The organism is Pseudomonas wuhanensis (assembly GCF_030687395.1).
GTDB classification, from domain to species: domain Bacteria; phylum Pseudomonadota; class Gammaproteobacteria; order Pseudomonadales; family Pseudomonadaceae; genus Aquipseudomonas; species Aquipseudomonas wuhanensis.
Genome location: NZ_CP117430.1, coordinates 5,982,495 through 6,002,993 on the forward strand (window position 1 = coordinate 5,982,495; position 20,499 = coordinate 6,002,993).

Below are 20,499 nucleotides of genomic sequence, written 5' to 3' on the forward strand. Positions count from 1 at the left end.
AAAACAAAACGCCAGCACTGAGGCTGGCGTTTTGCGATATGGCGCGCAGATTAACGCGGCACGACTGGTTTTCGGGCCGGTTTCGGTCCCTTGCCTTTGGCCGCGTCCTTGCGCTCCTTGGCCGCCTGCTGGTTGCGGGCAAATGCCGCAGCCTTGGCTTGTTCACGCTTGTCCCACGGGTTGCCGCCGTCGCTGGCACGCGGTGGCAGCCCGGTGTGCTGGGTCAGGATTTTGGTGGTCTTTTCCCCCGCCACTTTATGGCTGCCAGCCGGCGTCGAGTTCTTGCGACGGGCGCTCTGATAGCTGTCGGTCGCCGGCTGATGCAGCGGGATCAACTGGTTCTTGCCCGGCCCGATCAGGTCGGCGCGGCCCATGCGGGTCAGCGCTTCACGCAGCATCGGCCAGCCTTTGGGGTCGTGATAACGCAAGAACGCCTTGTGCAGACGACGCTGCTCTTCGCTCTTGACGATGGTCACGCCGTCACTCTTGTAAGTGACCTTGCGCAACGGGTTCTTGCCCGAATGGTACATCGCGGTGGCGGTAGCCATCGGCGACGGGTAGAACGCCTGCACCTGGTCGGCACGGAAACCGTTGCCCTTGAGCCACAGGGCCAGGTTCATCATGTCTTCGTCGGTGGTGCCCGGGTGAGCGGCGATGAAGTACGGAATCAGGTACTGCTCTTTCCCGGCTTCCTTGGTGTACTTCTCGAACATGCGCTTGAACTTGTCATAGCTGCCGATGCCCGGTTTCATCATCTGGTTGAGCGGACCTTCCTCGGTGTGTTCCGGGGCGATCTTCAGGTAACCACCGACGTGGTGGGTCACCAGCTCCTTGACGTATTCCGGCGACTCGACCGCGAGGTCGTAACGCAGACCGGATGCGATCAGGATCTTCTTCACCCCCGGCAAGGCGCGGGCGCTGCGATAGAGCTGGATCAGTGACGAGTGGTCGGTGTTGAGGTTCGGACAAATCCCCGGGAACACGCACGAAGGCTTGCGACACGCGGATTCGATTTCCGGGGTCTTGCAGGCGATGCGGTACATGTTCGCGGTCGGGCCGCCGAGGTCGGAGATGACACCGGTGAAGCCCGGGACCTTGTCGCGGATCTCTTCGATTTCGCGAATGATCGACTCTTCGGAACGATTCTGGATGATCCGGCCTTCGTGCTCGGTGATCGAGCAGAACGTACAGCCACCGAAGCAGCCGCGCATGATGTTTACCGAGAAACGAATCATTTCATAGGCCGGAATCTTTTCCTTGCCGTACGCCGGGTGCGGAACCCGTGCGTAAGGCATGCCGAACACGTAGTCCATTTCTTCAGTGGTCATCGGAATCGGCGGCGGGTTGAACCAGACGTCGACTTCGCCATGCTTCTGCACCAATGCGCGGGCATTGCCCGGGTTGGTTTCAAGGTGCAGCACGCGGTTGGCGTGAGCGTAAAGCACCGCGTCGCCACGGACCTTTTCAACCGACGGCAGACGAATCACGGTTTTGTCGCGGGTCATTTTCGGGCTGGCCAGGATCTGTACTACCTTGGCTTCCTGCGGGTCCTCAACCGGCCCCTTTTCCTGCTCGATGGCGCAAGCCTGGGTGTCTTGGGTGTTCACGTACGGGTTGATGATCTTGTCGACCTTGCCCGGACGGTCAATACGCGTGGAGTCGATCTCGAACCAGTCTTTTGGCGTGTCACGCCGAATGAACGCAGTGCCGCGCACATCGGTGATGTCTTCGATCTTGTGACCGAACGACAGACGCTGGGCGACTTCGACGATCGCACGCTCGGCGTTGCCGTAGAGCAGGATGTCGGCGCAAGCGTCGATCAGGATCGAGTTGCGCACCCGGTCCTGCCAGTAATCGTAGTGGGCGATGCGGCGCAGGGAGGCTTCGATGCCACCGAGCACGATCGGCACGTTCTTGTAGGCTTCCTTGCAGCGCTGGCTATAAACCAGGCTCGCTCGGTCCGGACGTTTGCCCGCCAGGCCACCCGGGGTGTAGGCGTCGTCAGAGCGGATTTTCTTGTCGGCGGTGTAGCGGTTGATCATCGAGTCCATGTTGCCGGCCGCGACGCCAAAGAACAGGTTCGGCTCGCCGAGCTTCATGAAGTCGTCTTTGGACTGCCAGTTCGGCTGCGCAATGATCCCGACGCGGAAGCCCTGGGCCTCCAGCAGCCGGCCGATGATCGCCATGCCGAACGACGGGTGATCGACGTAGGCATCACCGGTGACGATGATGATGTCGCAGGAATCCCAGCCAAGCTGATCCATCTCCTCCCTGCTCATCGGCAGGAATGGCGCTGGCCCGAAACATTCGGCCCAGTACTTGGGATAGTCAAATAACGGCTTGGCTGCTTGCATGTCGATAACCGGCGTTGGCTTTCATTGAATTTCGCGGGCGCGGAATATAGCACAAAATTTGACCAATTCCGACGGCTATGGTCGGAAATCAGCGAGCGATATACGCAACCTCTGTGGCGAGGGAGCTTGCTCCCACTCGACTGCGAAGCAGTCGCAACATATACAAATACGGTGCACCTGAAACAGGATGACTCAGGTTTTGGGGTTGCTATGCAACCCAGCGGGAGCAAGCTCCCTCGCCACAAAGTCCCTGCGCAGGTTATTCATCGTCGTCGAAGTTGTAGCTACCCGGCGCCAGGTTTTCAAATCGGGTGTATTTGCCGATGAAGGCCAGGCGGATAAAGCCGATCGGGCCGTTCCGCTGTTTGCCGATAATGATTTCGGCAATGCCTTTGTGTTCGGTTTCCGGGTGATACACCTCGTCCCGGTACACGAACATGATCACGTCGGCGTCCTGCTCGATCGCACCCGATTCGCGCAAGTCGGAGTTCACCGGGCGCTTGTTCGGCCGTTGTTCCAGGGAACGGTTGAGCTGGGACAGTGCCACCACCGGGCAGTTGAATTCCTTGGCCAGGGCTTTCAGGGACCGGGAAATCTCGGAAATCTCGTTGGTGCGGTTATCACCGCTGGAACCCGGGATCTGCATCAGCTGCAGGTAGTCGATCATGATCAGGCCGATCTCACCGTGCTCACGCACCAGACGACGGGTCCGGGCCCGCATTTCCGATGGGCTGATACCCGCCGTGTCATCGATGAACAGCTTGCGATCATTGAGCAGGTTGACCGCCGACGTCAGGCGCGGCCAGTCGTCGTCTTCAAGGCGACCGGCCCGGACCTTGGTCTGGTCGATCCGGCCGAGGGAAGACAGCATACGCATGATCAGCGATTCGCCTGGCATCTCGAGGGAGTAAACCAGAACAGCCTTCTCGCTACGCAACACGGCGTTTTCCACCAGGTTCATCGCAAAGGTGGTTTTACCCATGGACGGACGGCCGGCGACGATGATCAGGTCGGACGGTTGCAGTCCGCTGGTCTTCTCGTCGAGGTCGGTATAGCCGGTAGACAGGCCGGTAATGGCGTTGTCGGTGTTGAACAAGGTATCGATGCGGTCGATGGCCTTGGTCAGCAGGTCGTTGACGCTGACCGGGCCGCCGGTTTTCGGACGGGCCTCGGCAATCTGGAAGATCTGCCGTTCGGCCTCGTCAAGGATTTCAGCGGCGGTGCGGCCTTCGGGGTTGAAGGCGCTGTCGGCGATTTCGGTGCTGATGCCGATCAGCTGGCGCAACGTCGCCCGCTCGCGAACGATTTGGGCATAGGCCTTGATGTTGGCGACGGACGGCGTGTTTTTCGCCAGTTCACCGAGGTAACCGAGTCCACCGACTTGCGAGGTCTGACCTTCCTTGTCCAATTGCTCGGCAAGGGTCACGACGTCGATCGGGGAGTTCTGGTCCGCCAGCTTGGCGATGGCCCGGAAGATCAGGCGGTGGTCATGCCGATAGAAATCGCCGTCGGAGACTTGATCGAGCACGCGTTCCCAGGCGTTGTTGTCCAGCATCAGACCACCGAGCACGGCCTGTTCGGCCTCGATGGAATGCGGCGGCACCTTCAGGGCAGCGGTTTGCAGATCATATTGCTCGGGAGCGGAGATATCGTTCATGGCCACTTGGTTTATTTAGGGAAATCAGGAACTGCAGAAAGACAAAGGGCACGACCTGTAAACAGGATCGTGCCCGATGTTACCGGCAAGCACCCGAGGGTGCCAGCCGACAAGTGCTGCTTAAGCTGCTACCACGACAACGCGTACGGTGGCTTCAACTTCGGCGTGCAGGTGCACGGCTACGTCGAATTCGCCTACGTTGCGGATGGTGCCGTTCGGCAGACGAACTTCGCTTTTTGCAACTTCAACGCCAGAGGCGGTCAGTGCATCAGCGATGTCGTGGGTGCCGATCGAACCGAACAGCTTGCCTTCGTCACCAGCGGTGGCAGTGATAGTCACTTCCAGCTCAGCCAGTTGGGCGGCACGGCTTTCAGCCGAAGTTTTGCGGTCTGCTGCGGCTTTTTCCAGCTCAGCGCGACGCTCTTCGAACGCAGCCAGGTTGGCAGCGGTCGCAGCGGTAGCTTTGCCGTAAGGCAGCAGGTAGTTACGACCGTAACCAGCCTTAACGTTCACTTTGTCACCCAGGTTGCCCAGGTTGGTGACTTTTTCCAGAAGGATCAGTTGCATGTGAAAATCCTCTTAACTTTTAACCTTCACCGTTCGCGTTATCGGCATCTTTCGGTGCCGAACGACCGCGAAAATCAATCAGGCTGTCGACGATGGCCAAGACCACCAGCAACGGATAGATCAGCTGCATGAACAGCAACAGCGTGACGTACAACCCCACCAGCCAGAATTTGGCCAGTCGCTTTTGCGCCACCAGCCCGTGAATCAGGGCCAGCCCGGCGAACACCAGCGGTACACTGCACAACGGCGTCAACATGGCCATCTGCGAGCCTAAATTAGGCCCCAGAAGCATTAACGCCAGCAGCAACATCGCCGGTCCCAGCGGGATTCGGATGGCGCGAAACTCGCGACCAAAACCACCCGGGTTGTACAACAACGCCTGCCAGTAGCGCCCGACAATCAGGCTCAGCACACTGACGATTTGCAACAAAGCCGCAATCAGGCCGGTCAGGACCGGTGCAATCAGGGACGCGAAACGCGCCTGCTCGTCTACCGACAATTGCTGGTAGACATCACCGAGTAACGACGGCATGACTTTTATCAAAGCCTGCGCCAGCATCTCGATCTGGGGCGCAAAAGCCACCCCCAGCACCACTGAAAACACCAACCCCATCGCTATGCTGACCAGCAGCACGCGGTTCCAGGACTCGCTTGCGCGCAAAACCAACGCAAGGCTCGAAGACCCCAGCAGCACCAGAAGCGCCCGTGGGTCGTCGGAGTAAAGCCACCAGATCAACGCCGGCAGCAGTCCCAGAGCAAGAACGCCCAAGGCGTCCTTCAATCCGCGCCGCAGGAGCACAAGGCATCCGGCGGCAGCACCCAACCAATACAACAACGGCAACGTTGCGCATCCAGCCACTACCAGAGTGGCCTGCATACGGCCGCGCATGATGAACTCAGCTAAGGCGCGCATGCATTCAATCCTTTGCTACGTGTCGACTGCCCGGTCTCAGCGGCCGTGGCTGTCGGTGTAGGCCAGCAGGGCCAGGAAGCGGGCGCGCTTGATAGCGGTGGCCAGCTGACGCTGATAACGAGCTTTGGTACCGGTGATGCGGCTTGGAACGATTTTGCCGGTCTCGGATACGTAAGCTTTCAGAGTGTTGAGATCTTTGTAATCGATCTCTTTCACGTCTTCAGCGGTGAAGCGGCAGAATTTACGACGACGGAAGAAACGTGCCATGTAATAGGCTCCTCAAAAGGTCCGTGGATTACTCGTCAGCGTTATCGCTGGCGTCGCTGTCATCACCATCAACGCCTTCGGCGTCGGAGTGCTCAGGACGGTCGCGACGCTCACGGCGCTCACTGCGGTTTTCTTCAGCCTTGAGCATCTCGGATTGGCCGGTAACGGCTTCTTCGCGACGGATGACCAGGTTACGGATCACTGCATCGTTGTAGCGGAAGTTGTCTTCCAGCTCGGCCAGGGCCTTGCCAGTGCACTCAACGTTCAGCATCACGTAGTGAGCCTTGTGAACATTGTTGATTGCGTAGGCCAGTTGACGACGACCCCAATCTTCCAGACGGTGGATTTTGCCGCCGTCTTCTTCGATCAGCTTGGTGTAACGCTCAACCATGCCGCCGACTTGCTCGCTTTGATCCGGGTGGACCAAAAAGATGATTTCGTAATGACGCATGAATGCTCCTTACGGGTTGTAGCCTGCCGCTCAAAAGCGGTCAGACAAGGAGTGAATGACACTTATGGACTTGCTTGCGATAGACACATGCGTGCCTGCCGTCACAGCAAGGGGCGCAATTGTAGAGAAGGGACAAGAGAGGCGCAAGGCAATTGGTGATTATTTGAACAGTTCGTTCACACCACCGATCTGCACCATAGCGCAGAACCCATGTGGGAGCGGGCTTGCTCGCGAAAGCGGTGTGTCATTCAGCAAAAGTGTTGAATGTCAGACCGTATTCGCGAGCAAGCCCGCTCCCACATTTGGATCGTGTCCGGCTTAGGACTTTTTGGCGGCCCCGGCGGCTTTGACGCCGCGCTGGCGCAGCGCTTCGAACAGGCAGACGCCGGTGGCGACGGACACATTGAGACTGCTGACACTGCCCGCCATCGGCAGACGCACCAGGTAATCGCAAAGATCGCGAGTCAGGCGGCGCATTCCGCTGCCTTCCGCGCCCATGATCAGGATGGTCGGGCCGGTCAGGTCTTGCTGATACAGATCCTGCTCAGCCTCGCCCGCTGTACCGACGACCCACAAGCCACGCTGCTTGAGTTTTTCCAGGGTGCGCGCCAGGTTGGTTACAGCCACCAACGGAATCACTTCCGCCGCGCCACAGGCGACTTTACGCACCGTCGGGGTCAGGGTCGCTGACTTGTCCTTTGGCACGATCACCGCCAGCGCGCCCGCCGCATCGGCCGAGCGCAGGCAAGCACCAAGGTTGTGCGGATCGGTCACGCCGTCGAGCACCAGCAACAGCGGCGCGCCTTCGGTACGATCGAGCAATTCGTCGAGCATCGCTTCGCCCCAGACCTGACTTGGACTAACGTCCGCGACCACGCCCTGGTGCACGCCATCTACCCACGCATCCAGCTCACGACGCTCAGCCTGACCGACCGCTACGCGATTTTCGGCAGCGAGTGCGATCAGCGTCTGCACCCGCGGATCACTGCGGCCTTCAGCCAGCCAGATCTGCTTGACGCGTTTTGGGTGATGACGCAGCAACGCTTCTACAGCATGCACGCCATAGATTTTTTCCAACTGACTCATGACTTGGCCTTAGGTTTACGCGCCCCGCCGCTTCTGGCGGCTGGAGCGGAACCCGCTTTTGGCGGGCCTTTACGGTGTTTGCTCGGTTTTGCTGGCTTGCCGCCGGAGGCCTTGTCAGACGCCGACCGCCCGGTCTTTCCCCCAGACGCCGCTTTACCGCCGCTTTTCGCTTCAGCCAGCAACGCCTGTTTCAGTTCACGGCTTTTGCGCAACTCGGCATTTTTTGCCGCGGCATCGCTCGGGCGATAGGCTTCGACAGCCTTTTCCTTGGCAGGACGACGGCCGGCTTTCGCCGGTGCCGGCTCTGCGGCGGACTTGGAAGCCGGAGCAGCGGTTTCAGTCCCACGCTTCTTGCGGCCGATCGGCGCGCTGATGGTTTTTTCAGCCATCTCGAAGTCGATCTTGCGCTCGTCGAGGTCGACACGCATGACGCGCACTTCAACGGTGTCGCCAAGGCGGAAGCTGCGACCGGTACGCTCACCGGCGAGGCGGTGGTGTACAGGATCGAAGTGGTAGTAGTCGCCCGGCAGCGCGGTGACGTGCACCAGACCTTCGACGTAAATGTCAGTCAGTTCGACAAACAGACCGAAACCGGTCACGGCGGTGATCACACCCGGGAACGATTCGCCCACGCGGTCTTTCATGAACTCGCACTTGAGCCAGTTCACTACGTCGCGGGTCGCTTCGTCGGCACGCCGCTCGCTCATCGAGCACTGCTCGCCGAGCTGCTCCAGGATCGCTTCGTCGTATGGATAGATCCGCGCTTTCGGAATGGTCATCGCACCGGCACGGCGAACATGCGGGGTGTCCATTTTCGAATGGATGACGCTGCGGATTGCCCGGTGCGTGAGCAAATCTGGATAGCGGCGAATCGGCGAAGTGAAGTGGGTATAGGCTTCGTAATTCAGGCCGAAGTGGCCCTGGTTATCAGCGCTGTACACCGCTTGGCTCAACGAACGCAGCATGACGGTCTGGATCAGGTGGAAATCCGGACGGTCCTTGATGCTGGCCAGCAAAGCCTGGTAATCCTTCGGCGACGGACCATCCTTGCCTTTGTGCAGGGACAGGCCGAGCTCGCCAAGGAAGGCGCGCAGTTTTTCCAGGCGCTCCGGTGGCGGGCCGTCGTGGACGCGATACAACGCAGGGATTTCGTGCTTTTTCAGGAATTCGGCAGTGGCCACGTTGGCCGCCAGCATGCATTCCTCGATCAGCTTGTGGGCGTCGTTGCGGACAGTCGGACGGATTTCGGCAATCTTGCGCTCGGAACCGAAGATAATCCGGGTTTCCTGGGTTTCGAAATCGATCGCGCCGCGCACGTGACGGGCCGCCAGCAGGACCTTGTACAGCGAGTACAGCTGCTTGAGGTGCGGCAGGACGTCAGTGTATTCGCCACGCAGCTGACGTGCTTCAGTGGCTTTCGGCGTCTCCAGCATGGCGCTGACCTTGTTGTAGGTCAGGCGGGCATGGGAGTGAATCACCGCTTCGTAGAAGCAGTAGTCGGTCATCTCGCCGGATTTGGAGATGGTCATCTCGCAGACCATCGCCAAGCGATCGACGTGCGGGTTCAGCGAGCACAGACCGTTGGACAATTGTTCAGGCAGCATCGGCACGACACGCTCGGGGAAGTACACCGAGTTGCCACGAACCTGGGATTCGTTATCCAGCGCCGAACCGATTTTCACGTAGCTGGAAACGTCGGCGATCGCCACGTACAACTTCCAGCCACCGGAGAACAGGCGCAGTTTGCCCGGCTTGGCTTCGCAGTAGACCGCGTCATCGAAGTCGCGTGCATCTTCGCCGTCGATGGTCACGAACGGCAGGTGACGCAGGTCGATACGCTTCTCTTTGTCTTTCTCTTCGACTTCAGGCTTGAGCTTGGCGGCTTCCTTGAGCACCGCTTCAGGCCAGACGTGAGGAATATCGTAGGTGCGCAGGGCGACATCGATTTCCATGCCCGGCGCCATGTAGTTGCCCACGACTTCAACCACATCGCCTTGCGGCTGGAAGCGTGGCGTCGGCCAGTGGGTGATCTTCACTTCGACGAACTGACCGATCTGGGCGTTGGCGTTGCGGCCCGGCGTCACCAGCACTTCCTGCTGGATCTTCGGATTGTCCGCGACGACGAAACCGATACCGCCCTCTTCGAAGTAACGACCCACAATGGTCTCGTGGGCACGGGACACCACTTCGACGATCATGCCTTCGCGGCGACCGCGACGGTCGAGGCCGGAAACACGCGCCAGGGCACGGTCGCCATCGAACACCAGGCGCATTTGCGCCGGGCTCATGAACAAGTCGTCACTGCCGTCGTCCGGGACCAGGAAGCCGAAGCCGTCACGGTGACCGCTGATGCGGCCCAGGATCAGGTCGAGCTTGTCCACCGGCGCATAAGTGCCGCGACGGGTATAGATGAGTTGAGCGTCGCGCTCCATGGCGCGCAGGCGGCGACGCAGGGCTTCGATCTGGTCTTCTGTGGTCAGACCAAACTCTTCGACCAGCTGCTCGCGGTTAGCAGGCGAACCTCGATCAGCAAGGTGCTGAAGGATCAGTTCGCGGCTAGGAATAGGGTTTTCATATTTTTCCGCTTCACGAGCGGCCTCGGGATCGAGGGACTGCCAATCGGCCATTAGAGAGTTTTCACCTTGTCTATATGCGGGTTAGTTTGGCATAGGCGTAATGAAACGGGAAATTTCAGGCTATGACAGCCCATCTAAAGCCCTTTATCGACACCGCAAAGCTGATTTGAATACCGCCGGTGAAATTTTCCAGGTTTTTTCGATGCCGGGGGTTTACAGTTAAAAAGACGCTCCGTATAGTGCGCGCCATCGACGACGCACACGCGCTGCCGATACTGCCCAGATGGTGAAATTGGTAGACACGCCAGCTTCAGGTGCTGGTGACCGCAAGGTCGTGGAAGTTCGAGTCTTCTTCTGGGCACCAATTTCGAGCTTGAGATTAGAACAATTTCAAGGCTCACACAAAAACCCGCGAAAGCGGGTTTTTGCATTCCAGGCTTCCGGTTTATTAAAATTAAATCAGGGGTTTACAGATCAAAATGCTCTCCGTATAGTGCGCCACATCAACAGCGGCAACGCTTGCGATTATGCCCAGATGGTGAAATTGGTAGACACGCCAGCTTCAGGTGCTGGTGACCGCAAGGTCGTGGAAGTTCGAGTCTTCTTCTGGGCACCAATTCAAATTCAAGGTCACGATCTTGAATTTCACAGAAACCCGCGAAAGCGGGTTTTTGCGTTTCTGGCTTTCAAAAAACTCAAGCCATTACTTCTCCTGTGGCGAGGGAGCTTGCTCCCGCTGGAGTGCGAAGCGCTCCTCATCATTCCAACAGTTACACCGCACTCTCAGGGTTTACGGCTGCTTCGCAGCCGAACGGGAGCAAGCTCCCTCGCCACAAAACCCCGCCCCTGCCCCTCTAGCAAACACGCCTCAGACCCGCAAGACGCACATGAGAAACAATATCGTTTATCATTGTTGCAAGATTTTGCAATGCGACAGTGAGGAACCCTGCGAATGATGTTTCGAAATACCCTGCGCCGCGGCCTGACCATCACCCTGCTCGGCCTGACACTCGCCACTCCCCTCACCCAAGCCGCCGATCCGGTTTCCCTGACACTCTATAACGGCCAACACAAGGAAGTCGGCGACGCCGTCGCCAAAGCCTTCGAAGCCAAGACCGGGATTCACGTCAATGTGCGCAAGGGCAGCAGCAACCAACTCGCCAGCCAGATCGTCGAAGAAGGCGATCGCTCCCCCGCCGACGTGATCTACACCGAAGAATCCCCACCGCTGAACAAACTCGGCGAACAAGGTCTGCTGGCGAAAACCGACGCCGCTACCCTCGCCGTTCTGCCAAAGGACTACGTGGCCAGCAACGGCACCTGGATCGGTATCACCGCGCGAGTTCGCGTGGTTGCGTTCAATCCCAAGCTGATCGATGAAAAAGACCTGCCCAAGTCGGTAATGGAATTCTCCGACCCGAAATGGCAAGGCAAGGTCGGTTTTGTGCCAACCAGTGGCGCATTCCAGGAACAGGCCGTGGCGATCATTAAAGTCCACGGCATGGACGCGGCCGAAGAATGGCTCACCGGCCTGCGTGCATTCGGCAAGACTTACAGCAACAACATGGTTGCATTGAAAGCCGTGGAAAATGGCGAAGTCGCCACCGTGCTGGTGAACAACTATTACTGGTTCGCCCTGCAGCGCGAAAAAGGCCAGCTCGATTCGAAACTGCATTACTTCACCGGCGGCGACGTCGGCGGGCTGATCACCGTCTCCAGCGCTGCGGTGTTGAAATCCAGCAAGCATCCAAAAGAAGCCCAGCAATTGCTCGCCTACATGGCCAGCGAAGAAGGTCAGCGCGTGATCACCCAGACCACCGCCGAATACCCGCTGCACAAAGGCATGGAATCGGATCGCGGCCTCAAGCCGTTCAGCGAACTGCAAGCGCCGAAAGTCACGCCCGCCGACCTCGGCAACGCCGAAGAAGCCCTGGACCTGGAACGTGACGTTGGCTTGAACTGATGAGCGCATCGTTATCTGCCCCCGCCTTGCGCAGGGGCTACGTGCCACGGCGCAAGCGGCCGTCGATCTGGTTGTTGCTGCCGGTTTTGCTGCTGGTCGTGCTCAGCCTATTGCCACTGGCTTATGTCGGCCTCAAGACTTGGCAAGCAGGCTGGGCCGAGGCGCTGCATCTGTTATGGCGGCCCTACGTGTTTGGCCTGATGCGCAATACGCTGGCGCTGATGGCGGGCGTTACGCTGGCCTGCGGCGTGATTGGCTTGTCGCTCGCCTGGTTGCTGGAGCGCAGCAATCTGCCGGGGCGACGGCTATGGGGCGTGATCCTGTGCCTGCCGTTCGCGGTGCCGGCGTTTGTCAGCAGCTTCACCTGGGTCTCCCTGAGCGCTCACTTCGAAGGGCTAGGCGGCGCGATCCTGGTGATGACCCTGTCCAAATACCCGCTGATTTTTCTGCCGGTGGCGGCAACCCTGCGTAATCTCGATCCTTCTCTGGAGGAGTCCGCTCGAACCCTGGGGCAGAATCGCTGGGGCGTGTTCTTTAAAATCACCCTGCCTCTGCTCTGGCCGTCACTGCTGGCCGGTTCGCTGCTGATTGCACTGCACATGCTGGTGGAGTTCGGCGCGCTGTCGATCATCGGCCTGCAGACTTTCACGACAGCGATCTACCAGCAGTTCGAACTGGAATTCAGCAACGCTAACGCAGCGATGCTTTCGGCGGTGCTGCTGGTGCTGTGCCTGGTGCTGCTATGGCTGGAGCTACGCGTGCGTGGCAAGGGCCGACATGTGCGCACCGGCCAGGGCGCGGCGCGACATGCGCTGCAGGTTCACCTGGGGCCTTGGACGACTGTCGGACAGCTCTACTGCCTGCTGCTAGCGATCATCGGCAGCGGCATTCCGCTGGGAATGCTGGCGTACTGGCTGATGGTGGGTTCGTCAGCGGCGTTCCCGGTCTCCGCGATCAGCGAGGCCTTGTTGTCGTCTCTGGCGCTATCCCTCGGTGGCGCAGCATTGTGCCTGGTGCTCGCGATGCCGGTGGGGTTGCTGGTGGTGCGCCATAAAGGCCGACTGGCAATCTGGGCCGAGCGCCTGCCGTATCTGCTGCATGCACTGCCGGGACTGGTGATTGCGCTGACCCTGGTGTATTTCGCTCTGCATTATGTGCCGGTGCTGTACCAGACCTCGGCGCTGCTGCTGATCGCTTATGCGCTGTTGTTTCTGCCGCTGGCTCAAGCGCCGATTCGCACCGCGCTGAACAAGGCTGCGCCGCAACTGGAAGAGGCCGCACGCACGCTGGGAGCGTCGTCTTTCAGCGCGTTTTGTCGGGTGACGTTGCCAATTATCTTCCCGGCGCTGGGTGCGGCATTTGCACTGGTATTTCTGGATGCGATGAAGGAGCTGACGGCGACGCTGTTGCTGAGCCCTACCGGGCTGAATACGTTGGCGACGGAAGTCTGGGCGCATACTGCGAATGTGGAGTTTGCGGCGGCGGCGCCTTATGCGGCGTTGTTGATTGTGGTGTCGGGGTTGCCGGTTTATTTACTGACGACGCGGATGTATTTGAGCCGCTGAGATCGCTATCGCGGGCAAGCCCGCTCCCACAGGGGGAGCGGTCATATACAAAATTTATGTACGACACAAATCCTGTGGGAGCGGGCTTGCCCGCGATGGCGTCCACACAAACAATACAAAACTTAAGCCCTGAACTGCCCCAGGCTCGCCTTCAATTGCGCCGCCAAGCCATCCAGCACCTTGCCGCTAGCCGTGGTTTCCACCACCGCCTGAGCAGCCTTCTCCGCTTGAGCATGAATGGTCTCAACCCGCCCACGCACTGCTTGCGCACCTTGCGCCTGATGCGCCGCGGCCTGGGTCGCCAGACCGATTGCCGCATGCACCTGCTCGACCGACACCTGCACCGACTGCTGCAACCGCGCACTGTCGCGCAACACCAGCAAACCTTCGCTGGCCTGACGTCCAGCCTGCCCGATGGCCGCGACGGCCTCGCGCGCGCCCTGCTGCAACGCAACGATGTGAGCCTGAATGTCACCGGTTGAGCTCTGAGTCTTGCTCGCCAGTGCCCGCACCTCATCCGCCACCACGGCAAACCCGCGACCGGTCTCGCCGGCACGCGCCGCCTCAATGGCCGCGTTCAACGCCAGCAAGTTGGTTTGTTCGGCGATCCCGTGAATCACCGTCAGCACCACTTCAATCTGCTCGCTCTGCTGTGCCAGGCGCTCGATGACTTTCGCGCCGGTGTCGACTTGTCCGGCCAATGCCTCGATGAGACTGCCAACTTTCGCCGAGGTCCGAGTGTTTTCATCCGTGGCCTGACGAATATCCACCACCTGCCGCAAAGCAGCCTGCATGGCGTGGCTTTCAGACTGAGCTTCGTCAGCCATTTGCGACAACGCGCGCAAGCTTTCGGCCACTTCATCGCGCTGCATGCCCGCCGCCGCATCGGCGCCAGCATTGCGCAGGGTCATGGCGCCAATTTCCACGCCGGTTCGCTGAGCCACATCGCCCGCCTCCCGCACGATCGGCTGCAACTTATCCACAAAGCGATTGACCGCCGAGGCCATATCGCCAATCTCATCCTGGCTATTGATCTGCACACGTTTGGTCAGATCGCCCTCACCTGCCGCCAGGTCATCCATGGCGGCGATCAATAGCTTCAAGCGGTTGACCACTCGACGACCCAGTACCACCGCCAGCAACAGCAGCACACCAAACCCCACCAGCACCAGGCCCATGCCAATGCGCCAGCGCAAAGTCCCCGCAGCGTCCTGCACGGCACTGGTGGTATTGGCTTTCATTTCAGTGGCGGTGGACTGCGCCGATTGCAGACGTCCGCGCAGCGCCGCCAGATCGGTTTCCACGGAGGCGGTCGAGACGCCCATCAAAACCTTGCCGATCTCCACCCCATTGGGGTTGATCGAAGCTTCAAGGTAGTAGACCGACGGATCGTTCTTCGCCGCATCCAGCACCTTGTCCAGCGCCCGCTCGCCCTGGCCTTTTTCCAGAAGCGCCTTGTTGATCGGGTTCTCCCGGTTGAGGTAGCGCGTCAGGTGCTGGCCCGTAGCGTCGTCGTAGACCACGAACAACACACTGGGATTGCGCTGGGCACGGCGAGCGAATTCGGACAGAGTGGGAATGTCGCTGTCCCACATGGCGCGGGGTGCGACCGAGGCCAGAAGCTGCGCCATGTCGTTGGCCGAATCCTTCAGGTCCTTCTCCAGAGTCGTACGCAGTTGCGCCTGCTCGTCCTTCAGGCGCGAAGACAGCCCGGCCGTCAGGCGCTGACGGGTACTGGTGGACAGATTATCCAGGCTCGACGTGACTTCACGCCCTGCCTGCTCAAGCTCACCAGAGAGCTTTTGGCTATCGGCGTCCAGGCGCACACCCAAATCAGCTTCCAGCGCAGTCACCGTGCTCCGGGTCAGAGCGACAGCCACCAGCACCTGCACCAAAAGGGCGATACCAAGGGTAACGAACACGGGCCGCAAGAGACGGCTTTGTAACAGTGAGAGAACGGCCGACACTGAAAAATCCCTCTGCTTTGACGCCATCAAATTGATAGCACGTCAGAAACGATGCTTTTTCAATGTTCACAGCAAAGGTCATGCCGCTCGACAGGCATAAACGACAAAGGCCCCAATTAAGGGGCCTTTGTTTTTTACATCAACGACTTATTAAGCGAACGGGTGACGCAGAACGATGGTTTCGTTGCGGTCCGGGCCCGTCGAAATAATGTCGATCGGCGCACCGATCAGCTCTTCAACGCGCTTGATGTAAGCACGGGCGTTAGCTGGCAGCTCTTCCAGAGTTTTGGCACCCACGGTCGACTCTGTCCAGCCCAGCACTTCTTCGTATACCGGCTGCAGGCCAATGTAGCTGTCAGCGTCAGTCGGGGCAACGTCCTTACCTTCTGCATCTTTGTAGCCGACGCAGATGTTGATGGTTTCCAGACCGTCGAGTACATCCAGCTTGGTCAGGCAGATGCCCGAGATGCTGTTCACATCGATAGCGCGACGCAGGATAACGGCGTCAAACCAGCCACAACGACGAGCACGGCCGGTGGTCGCGCCGAACTCGTGACCTTGTTTAGCCAGGTGCGCACCGACTTCGTCGAACAGCTCAGTCGGGAATGGACCCGAACCTACACGCGTGGTGTAAGCCTTGGTGATACCCAGGATGTAGTCCAGGAACATAGGACCAACGCCCGAACCGGTAGCAACGCCGCCAGCAGTGGTGTTAGAGCTGGTCACGTACGGGTAGGTGCCGTGGTCGATGTCCAGCAACGAACCTTGGGCGCCTTCGAACATGATGTCTTTGCCAGCACGACGCAGATCGTGCAGTTCGGCAGTCACGTCCAGCATCAGCGGCTTGAGCAGTTCAGCGTATTCTTTGCACTCGGCCAGGGTCTTGTCGAAGTCAATGGCTGGCTCTTTGTAGAAACCGACCAACATGAAGTTGTGGTATTCCACCAATTCACGCAGCTTGGCTTCAAAGCGCGGCATGTTGAGCAGATCACCTACGCGCAGACCGCGACGGGCAACCTTGTCTTCGTAAGCCGGGCCGATGCCGCGACCGGTAGTACCGATCTTCAGCTCGCCACGGGCCTTTTCACGAGCCTGGTCCAGCGCTACGTGGTAGGACAGGATCAGCGGGCAGGACGGGCTGATACGCAGGCGCTCGCGCACCGGTACGCCTTTCTCTTCCAGCTTGATGATTTCCCGCAGCAGGGCGTCGGGTGCAACCACCACGCCGTTACCGATCAGGCATTGCACGCCTTCGCGCAGCACGCCCGACGGGATCAGGTGCAAGACGGTTTTTTCGCCGTCGATCACCAGGGTGTGGCCAGCGTTGTGGCCACCTTGGTAGCGCACTACGGCGGCAGCATGTTCGGTCAGCAGATCAACGATCTTGCCTTTGCCCTCATCACCCCATTGGGTGCCCAGGACTACGACATTCTTACCCATAACACTTGTCCTCATTCGCGCAAACTTGGTGCCGGCGGCGGCCGGCAGGAAAACTCAAGAAGCCAGCGGCAATACTTGCCAAAGCCCGTTCTGCTGAATCAATTGCCGGTCGCAGTCCGCTTCACGGGCGGCGGCCAAAAGTTGCCCAGGCAATGCCTGAACGACACGCTGACCCTCACTGCGCAACTGGCAAACCTGCTGCCAGAGTGCTGCATCCGTACTGTCTGGCATCCAGATACCGCCAGACGGTAGCTCGATTTCAGCACGCCCCAGGGTCACCAGGGTTTTCAAATCGGTAGAGAAACCAGTTGCCGGACGGGCACGACCGAAATCGGCGCCGATGTCGTCGTAACGACCGCCCTGAGCGATGGACTGGCCAACACCCGGTACGAACACGGCGAACACTACACCCGTGTGGTAGTGATAGCCGCGCAACTCGCCCAGGTCGAAATACAGCGGTAATTCCGGGAAACGCGTGGACAGACGCTCGGCAATCGCCAGCAAATCGTCCAGGGCCGCCAGCACGGGCGCCGGTGCATTGGCCAGACGCTCACGCGCTGCGCTCAACACTTCACGACCGCCACACAGGTCGACCAACGCTCGCAGCATGCCCGACAGATCGGCAGGCAGGCCTTCGGTCAAGGTAATGACCTCGTCGATGGCTTTACGTTGCAACGCATCGAACAACTGTTGCTCGACTTCGCCGGACAAACCGGCGGCGCGGGCCAGGCCGCGGTAGATGCCGACATGGCCGAGGTCCATGTGCACATCCGGCACATCGGCCAGTTTCAGCATGGCCAGCATCAGGCTGATGACTTCCACGTCGCTGCTCGGGCTGGCATCGCCGTACAACTCGGCGCCCAGTTGAATCGGGCTGCGCGAGGACGACAAGGCGCGTGGCTGAGCATGCAGCACGCTGCCGGCATAACACAGACGGCTCGGCCCTTCGCGACGCAGGGTGTGCGCATCGATGCGCGCCACTTGCGGCGTGATGTCGGCGCGAAAACCCATCTGCCGGCCCGACTGCGGGTCGATGACCTTGAAGGTACGCAGATCGAGGTCCGAGCCCGCGCCGGTCAGCAGGGATTCCAGGTACTCGATATGGGGAGTCACGACAAACTCGTAACCCCAGCTCTGGAACAGATCCAACACCTGGCGACGCGCTACTTCGATGCGCGCAGCTTCTGGTGGCAGTACTTCTTCGATGCCATCTGGCAGCAGCCAGCGGTCTACCGTTGCCATTACGCCATTCCCCTATGATCCGGGCGACAAGCCTTTGGGCGAGCCTTGAGTGAAGCAGAAAATGATCGGCTCATGTGCAAACCACGCGCATGAACAACGGGGCGAAAAGCCTGAAATCGGCTTCGCCAACCACTTTCCTCGAAAAACCTGTCGAGTCATTCAACTCGGACGCCTGCACAAAAACAGCAATCAAACGTGCAGACGCAAAAAAGCCGGGAATTTCCCGGCTGCCGCATCATACACACGTTTTCCCAAAGGATCACCCCGCCCGAGGTTTTAGCCGCCCGGCGGGGGATGATTCAGGTCAACGCCGTATCAAGGCTTGGCTTTTTCCAGGTAACGGAAGAAGTCGCTGCCCGGGTCCAGGACCATGACGTCGGATTTGTTCGCGAAGCTTTCACGGTAGGCACGCAGGCTACGGTAGAACGCGTAGAACTCCTGATCCTGGCCGTATGCCTTGGAGTAGATCGCAGCAGCCTGGGCATCACCGTCACCGCGAACCTCTTCGGATTCACGATAGGCTTCAGCCAGCAGCACGCGGCGTTGACGGTCGGCGTCGGCACGGATGCCTTCAGCCAGCTCGTTACCCTTGGCGCGGTGCTCGCGAGCTTCACGCTCACGCTCGGTGCTCATACGTTCGAACACGCTGCGGTTCACTTCCTTCGGCAGGTCGATGGTTTTGACCCGGACATCGACAACTTCGATACCCAGCTCTTTTTCCGCCATCTTGTTCAGCGAAGAGGTGATGTCTGCCATCAGCGCATCACGCTCACCGGACACCACTTCGTGCAGGGTGCGCTTACCGAACTGGTCACGCAGGCCCGATTCCAGACGACGGGAAAGACGCTCGTCGGCAATCTGCTTGAGGCCGGAAGTCGCGGTGTAGAAGCGCTCGGCATCTTTCACGCGCCACTTGGCGTAGGCATCGACCATGACGGCTTTCTTTTCCAGCGTCAGGAAGCGTTGTGTCGGTGCATCCAGTGTCATCAGGCGCGCGTCGAATTTACGCACCTTGTTCACGTAAGGCACTTTCACGTGCAAGCCCGGCTGAACATCGGCCTGGACCACGCGACCGAACTGCAGCATCACCGCACGCTCGGTCTGAGCCACGATGTAGAAGCAGTTCCAGGCAACGATCGCCACGACGACGCCGATAATAAGGGCGATCAGCGATTTATTGCTCATCAGCGACTCTCCCTGGTACGTGCTTGCTGTTGCTGCAGATCAGCTGCCGCACGCGCATTCACTTCATTGCTGCTGGCTGCTGCGCCGGTCACCGGAGCGCCGGGGCTGCGACCACTGTCGATCATCTTGTCCAGCGGCAAGTACAGCAGATTGTTCTGGCCATCCTTGTTGCCGGTCACGAGAACCTTGCTGGTATTGCTGAAGATTTCCTGCATGGTGTCCAGGTACAGACGCTGGCGGGTGACTTCAGGGGCCTTGCGATACTCGGCCACCAGCTTGGTGAAGCGATCAGCCTCACCCTTGGCGCGGGAGACGGTCTCGTCGCGGTAACCGTTGGCATCTTCGAGGATGCGCTGGGCCTGACCACGGGCTTCCGGCACGACGCCGTTGGCGTAGGTTTCAGCCTGGTTGCGCGAACGCTGCTCGTCTTCACGGGCGCGGATCACGTCATCGAAGGCTTCCTGAACTTCACGCGGTGCAGCTGCGCTCTGTACGTTGACCTGGGTGACGGTGATACCGGTGCGATAGGTATCGAGGAAGCGTTGCAGACGCTCCTTGATTTCGCTGGCCATCAATTCACGACCTTCGGTCAGCACCTGATCCATGGCGGTAGAACCCACCACGTGACGCAAGGCACTGTCGGTCGCATGCTGCAGGCTGATTTCCGGCTGATCGACGTTCAGCACGAAGTCCTGCAGGTTGCTGATCTTGTACTGCACGGTCAGCGGTACTTCGACGATGTTTTCGTCTTCAGTCAGCATTTGACCCTGCTTGGTATAGGCACGCTCACGCGTGACGTTTTCCATGTACTTGCGATCGATCGGCGGGAAATAGATGTTCAGGCCCGGGCCGACGGTTTCATAGTATTTGCCGAAGCGCAGCACTACCGCCTGCTCCTGCTCGTCGACCACGTAGACAGCGCTGTACAGCCACACGGCCGCCAGCACGACCAGGCCGATGCCGAGCAGGCCGCCAAAGCCGCCACTCTTGCCCGGACCACCGCCCTCGTCACCGCGTTTTTTACCACCACCGAACAACCCGTTCAGGCTTTCCTGCAGCTTTCGGAAGGCCTCGTCGAGATCCGGTGGTCCCTTGCGGTCGCCGTTATTGCGGCGCTTGCCACCCCAAGGATCCTGATTATTCGAGTTGCCACCCGGCTCATTCCAAGCCATAGCGCTCTCCATCTGATAAAGCAAAGACGCACCCACGGCGCGCCGACCAATGCTACAGAATGCCTGTCACCGCGGCACAACCGCTTTCTCAGGC

The 20,499-nt window shown here is 59.5% G+C and carries 15 protein-coding genes and 2 tRNA genes; 4 read left to right on the forward strand and 13 right to left on the reverse strand.

From position 1 onward, the window contains the following. Nucleotides 1–50: 50 nt before the first annotated feature. From PSH88_RS27625 to rnr, 8 genes are all read right to left on the reverse strand, one after another. Nucleotides 51–2,354: a YgiQ family radical SAM protein gene (locus tag PSH88_RS27625; protein ID WP_305423891.1), complete on the reverse strand. Its 2,304-nt coding sequence runs from the start codon at nt 2,352–2,354 to the stop codon at nt 51–53. A gap of 259 nt (nt 2,355–2,613) precedes the next feature. Then, a complete protein-coding gene (gene dnaB, locus PSH88_RS27630) occupies nt 2,614–4,011 on the reverse strand; it encodes a replicative DNA helicase (RefSeq protein ID WP_019691515.1) in 1,398 nt (465 codons plus the stop codon). A 120-nt stretch (nt 4,012–4,131) separates the two neighbouring features. Beyond that, nucleotides 4,132–4,578, reverse strand: a complete 447-nt coding sequence (rplI, locus tag PSH88_RS27635) for a 50S ribosomal protein L9 (protein WP_003197251.1) — start codon at nt 4,576–4,578, stop codon at nt 4,132–4,134. A gap of 19 nt (nt 4,579–4,597) precedes the next feature. Next, nucleotides 4,598–5,491: a YybS family protein gene (locus tag PSH88_RS27640; protein WP_305423893.1), complete on the reverse strand. Its 894-nt coding sequence runs from the start codon at nt 5,489–5,491 to the stop codon at nt 4,598–4,600. A gap of 36 nt (nt 5,492–5,527) precedes the next feature. Further along, the gene (gene rpsR / locus PSH88_RS27645) at nt 5,528–5,758 is read right to left on the reverse strand and encodes a 30S ribosomal protein S18 (RefSeq protein WP_002551829.1); all 231 of its coding nucleotides are present in this window, start codon (nt 5,756–5,758) and stop codon (nt 5,528–5,530) included. A gap of 28 nt (nt 5,759–5,786) precedes the next feature. Continuing rightward, nucleotides 5,787–6,209: a 30S ribosomal protein S6 gene (gene rpsF / locus PSH88_RS27650; protein ID WP_007902678.1), complete on the reverse strand. Its 423-nt coding sequence runs from the start codon at nt 6,207–6,209 to the stop codon at nt 5,787–5,789. Nucleotides 6,210–6,527: 318 nt separating this feature from the next. After that, complete coding sequence (gene rlmB, locus PSH88_RS27655) at nt 6,528–7,295, reverse strand: 23S rRNA (guanosine(2251)-2'-O)-methyltransferase RlmB (RefSeq protein ID WP_305423894.1); 768 nt, start codon at nt 7,293–7,295, stop codon at nt 6,528–6,530. After that, complete coding sequence (rnr, locus tag PSH88_RS27660; protein ID WP_305423895.1) at nt 7,292–9,922, reverse strand: ribonuclease R; 2,631 nt, start codon at nt 9,920–9,922, stop codon at nt 7,292–7,294. Before rnr ends, rlmB begins: the two co-directional genes overlap by 4 nt. 226 nt (nt 9,923–10,148) lie before the next feature. On the opposite strand from rnr, the gene PSH88_RS27665 reads away from it, so the two are divergent. From PSH88_RS27665 to PSH88_RS27680, 4 genes are all read left to right on the forward strand, one after another. Beyond that, nucleotides 10,149–10,235: transfer RNA gene (locus tag PSH88_RS27665), tRNA-Leu, on the forward strand. Between the two features lie 165 nt (nt 10,236–10,400). After that, nucleotides 10,401–10,487: transfer RNA gene (locus PSH88_RS27670), tRNA-Leu, on the forward strand. A 336-nt stretch (nt 10,488–10,823) separates the two neighbouring features. After that, nucleotides 10,824–11,834, forward strand: a complete 1,011-nt coding sequence (locus PSH88_RS27675) for an iron ABC transporter substrate-binding protein (RefSeq protein WP_305423897.1) — start codon at nt 10,824–10,826, stop codon at nt 11,832–11,834. Next, nucleotides 11,834–13,399, forward strand: coding sequence for an ABC transporter permease (locus tag PSH88_RS27680; RefSeq protein ID WP_305423898.1), 1,566 nt, complete (start codon nt 11,834–11,836; stop codon nt 13,397–13,399). Before PSH88_RS27675 ends, PSH88_RS27680 begins: the two co-directional genes overlap by 1 nt. 122 nt (nt 13,400–13,521) lie before the next feature. On the opposite strand, the gene PSH88_RS27685 is transcribed toward PSH88_RS27680, so the two are convergent. The 5 genes from PSH88_RS27685 to hflK form a co-directional block, all read right to left on the reverse strand. Next, on the reverse strand, nt 13,522–15,366 hold the full coding sequence (locus tag PSH88_RS27685; RefSeq protein ID WP_305423900.1) for a methyl-accepting chemotaxis protein: 1,845 nt from the start codon (nt 15,364–15,366) through the stop codon (nt 13,522–13,524). A gap of 150 nt (nt 15,367–15,516) precedes the next feature. Beyond that, nucleotides 15,517–16,806: an adenylosuccinate synthase gene (locus PSH88_RS27690; RefSeq protein WP_095127394.1), complete on the reverse strand. Its 1,290-nt coding sequence runs from the start codon at nt 16,804–16,806 to the stop codon at nt 15,517–15,519. Between the two features lie 54 nt (nt 16,807–16,860). Further along, entirely contained in the window at nt 16,861–18,048 is a 1,188-nt protein-coding gene (locus PSH88_RS27695) for an ATP phosphoribosyltransferase regulatory subunit (protein WP_305423903.1), read from the reverse strand. Nucleotides 18,049–18,363: 315 nt separating this feature from the next. Beyond that, a complete protein-coding gene (hflC, locus tag PSH88_RS27700) occupies nt 18,364–19,233 on the reverse strand; it encodes a protease modulator HflC (protein WP_008009823.1) in 870 nt (289 codons plus the stop codon). Then, nucleotides 19,233–20,405, reverse strand: a complete 1,173-nt coding sequence (hflK, locus tag PSH88_RS27705) for an FtsH protease activity modulator HflK (RefSeq protein ID WP_305423904.1) — start codon at nt 20,403–20,405, stop codon at nt 19,233–19,235. Before hflK ends, hflC begins: the two co-directional genes overlap by 1 nt. Nucleotides 20,406–20,499: the final 94 nt, after the last annotated feature.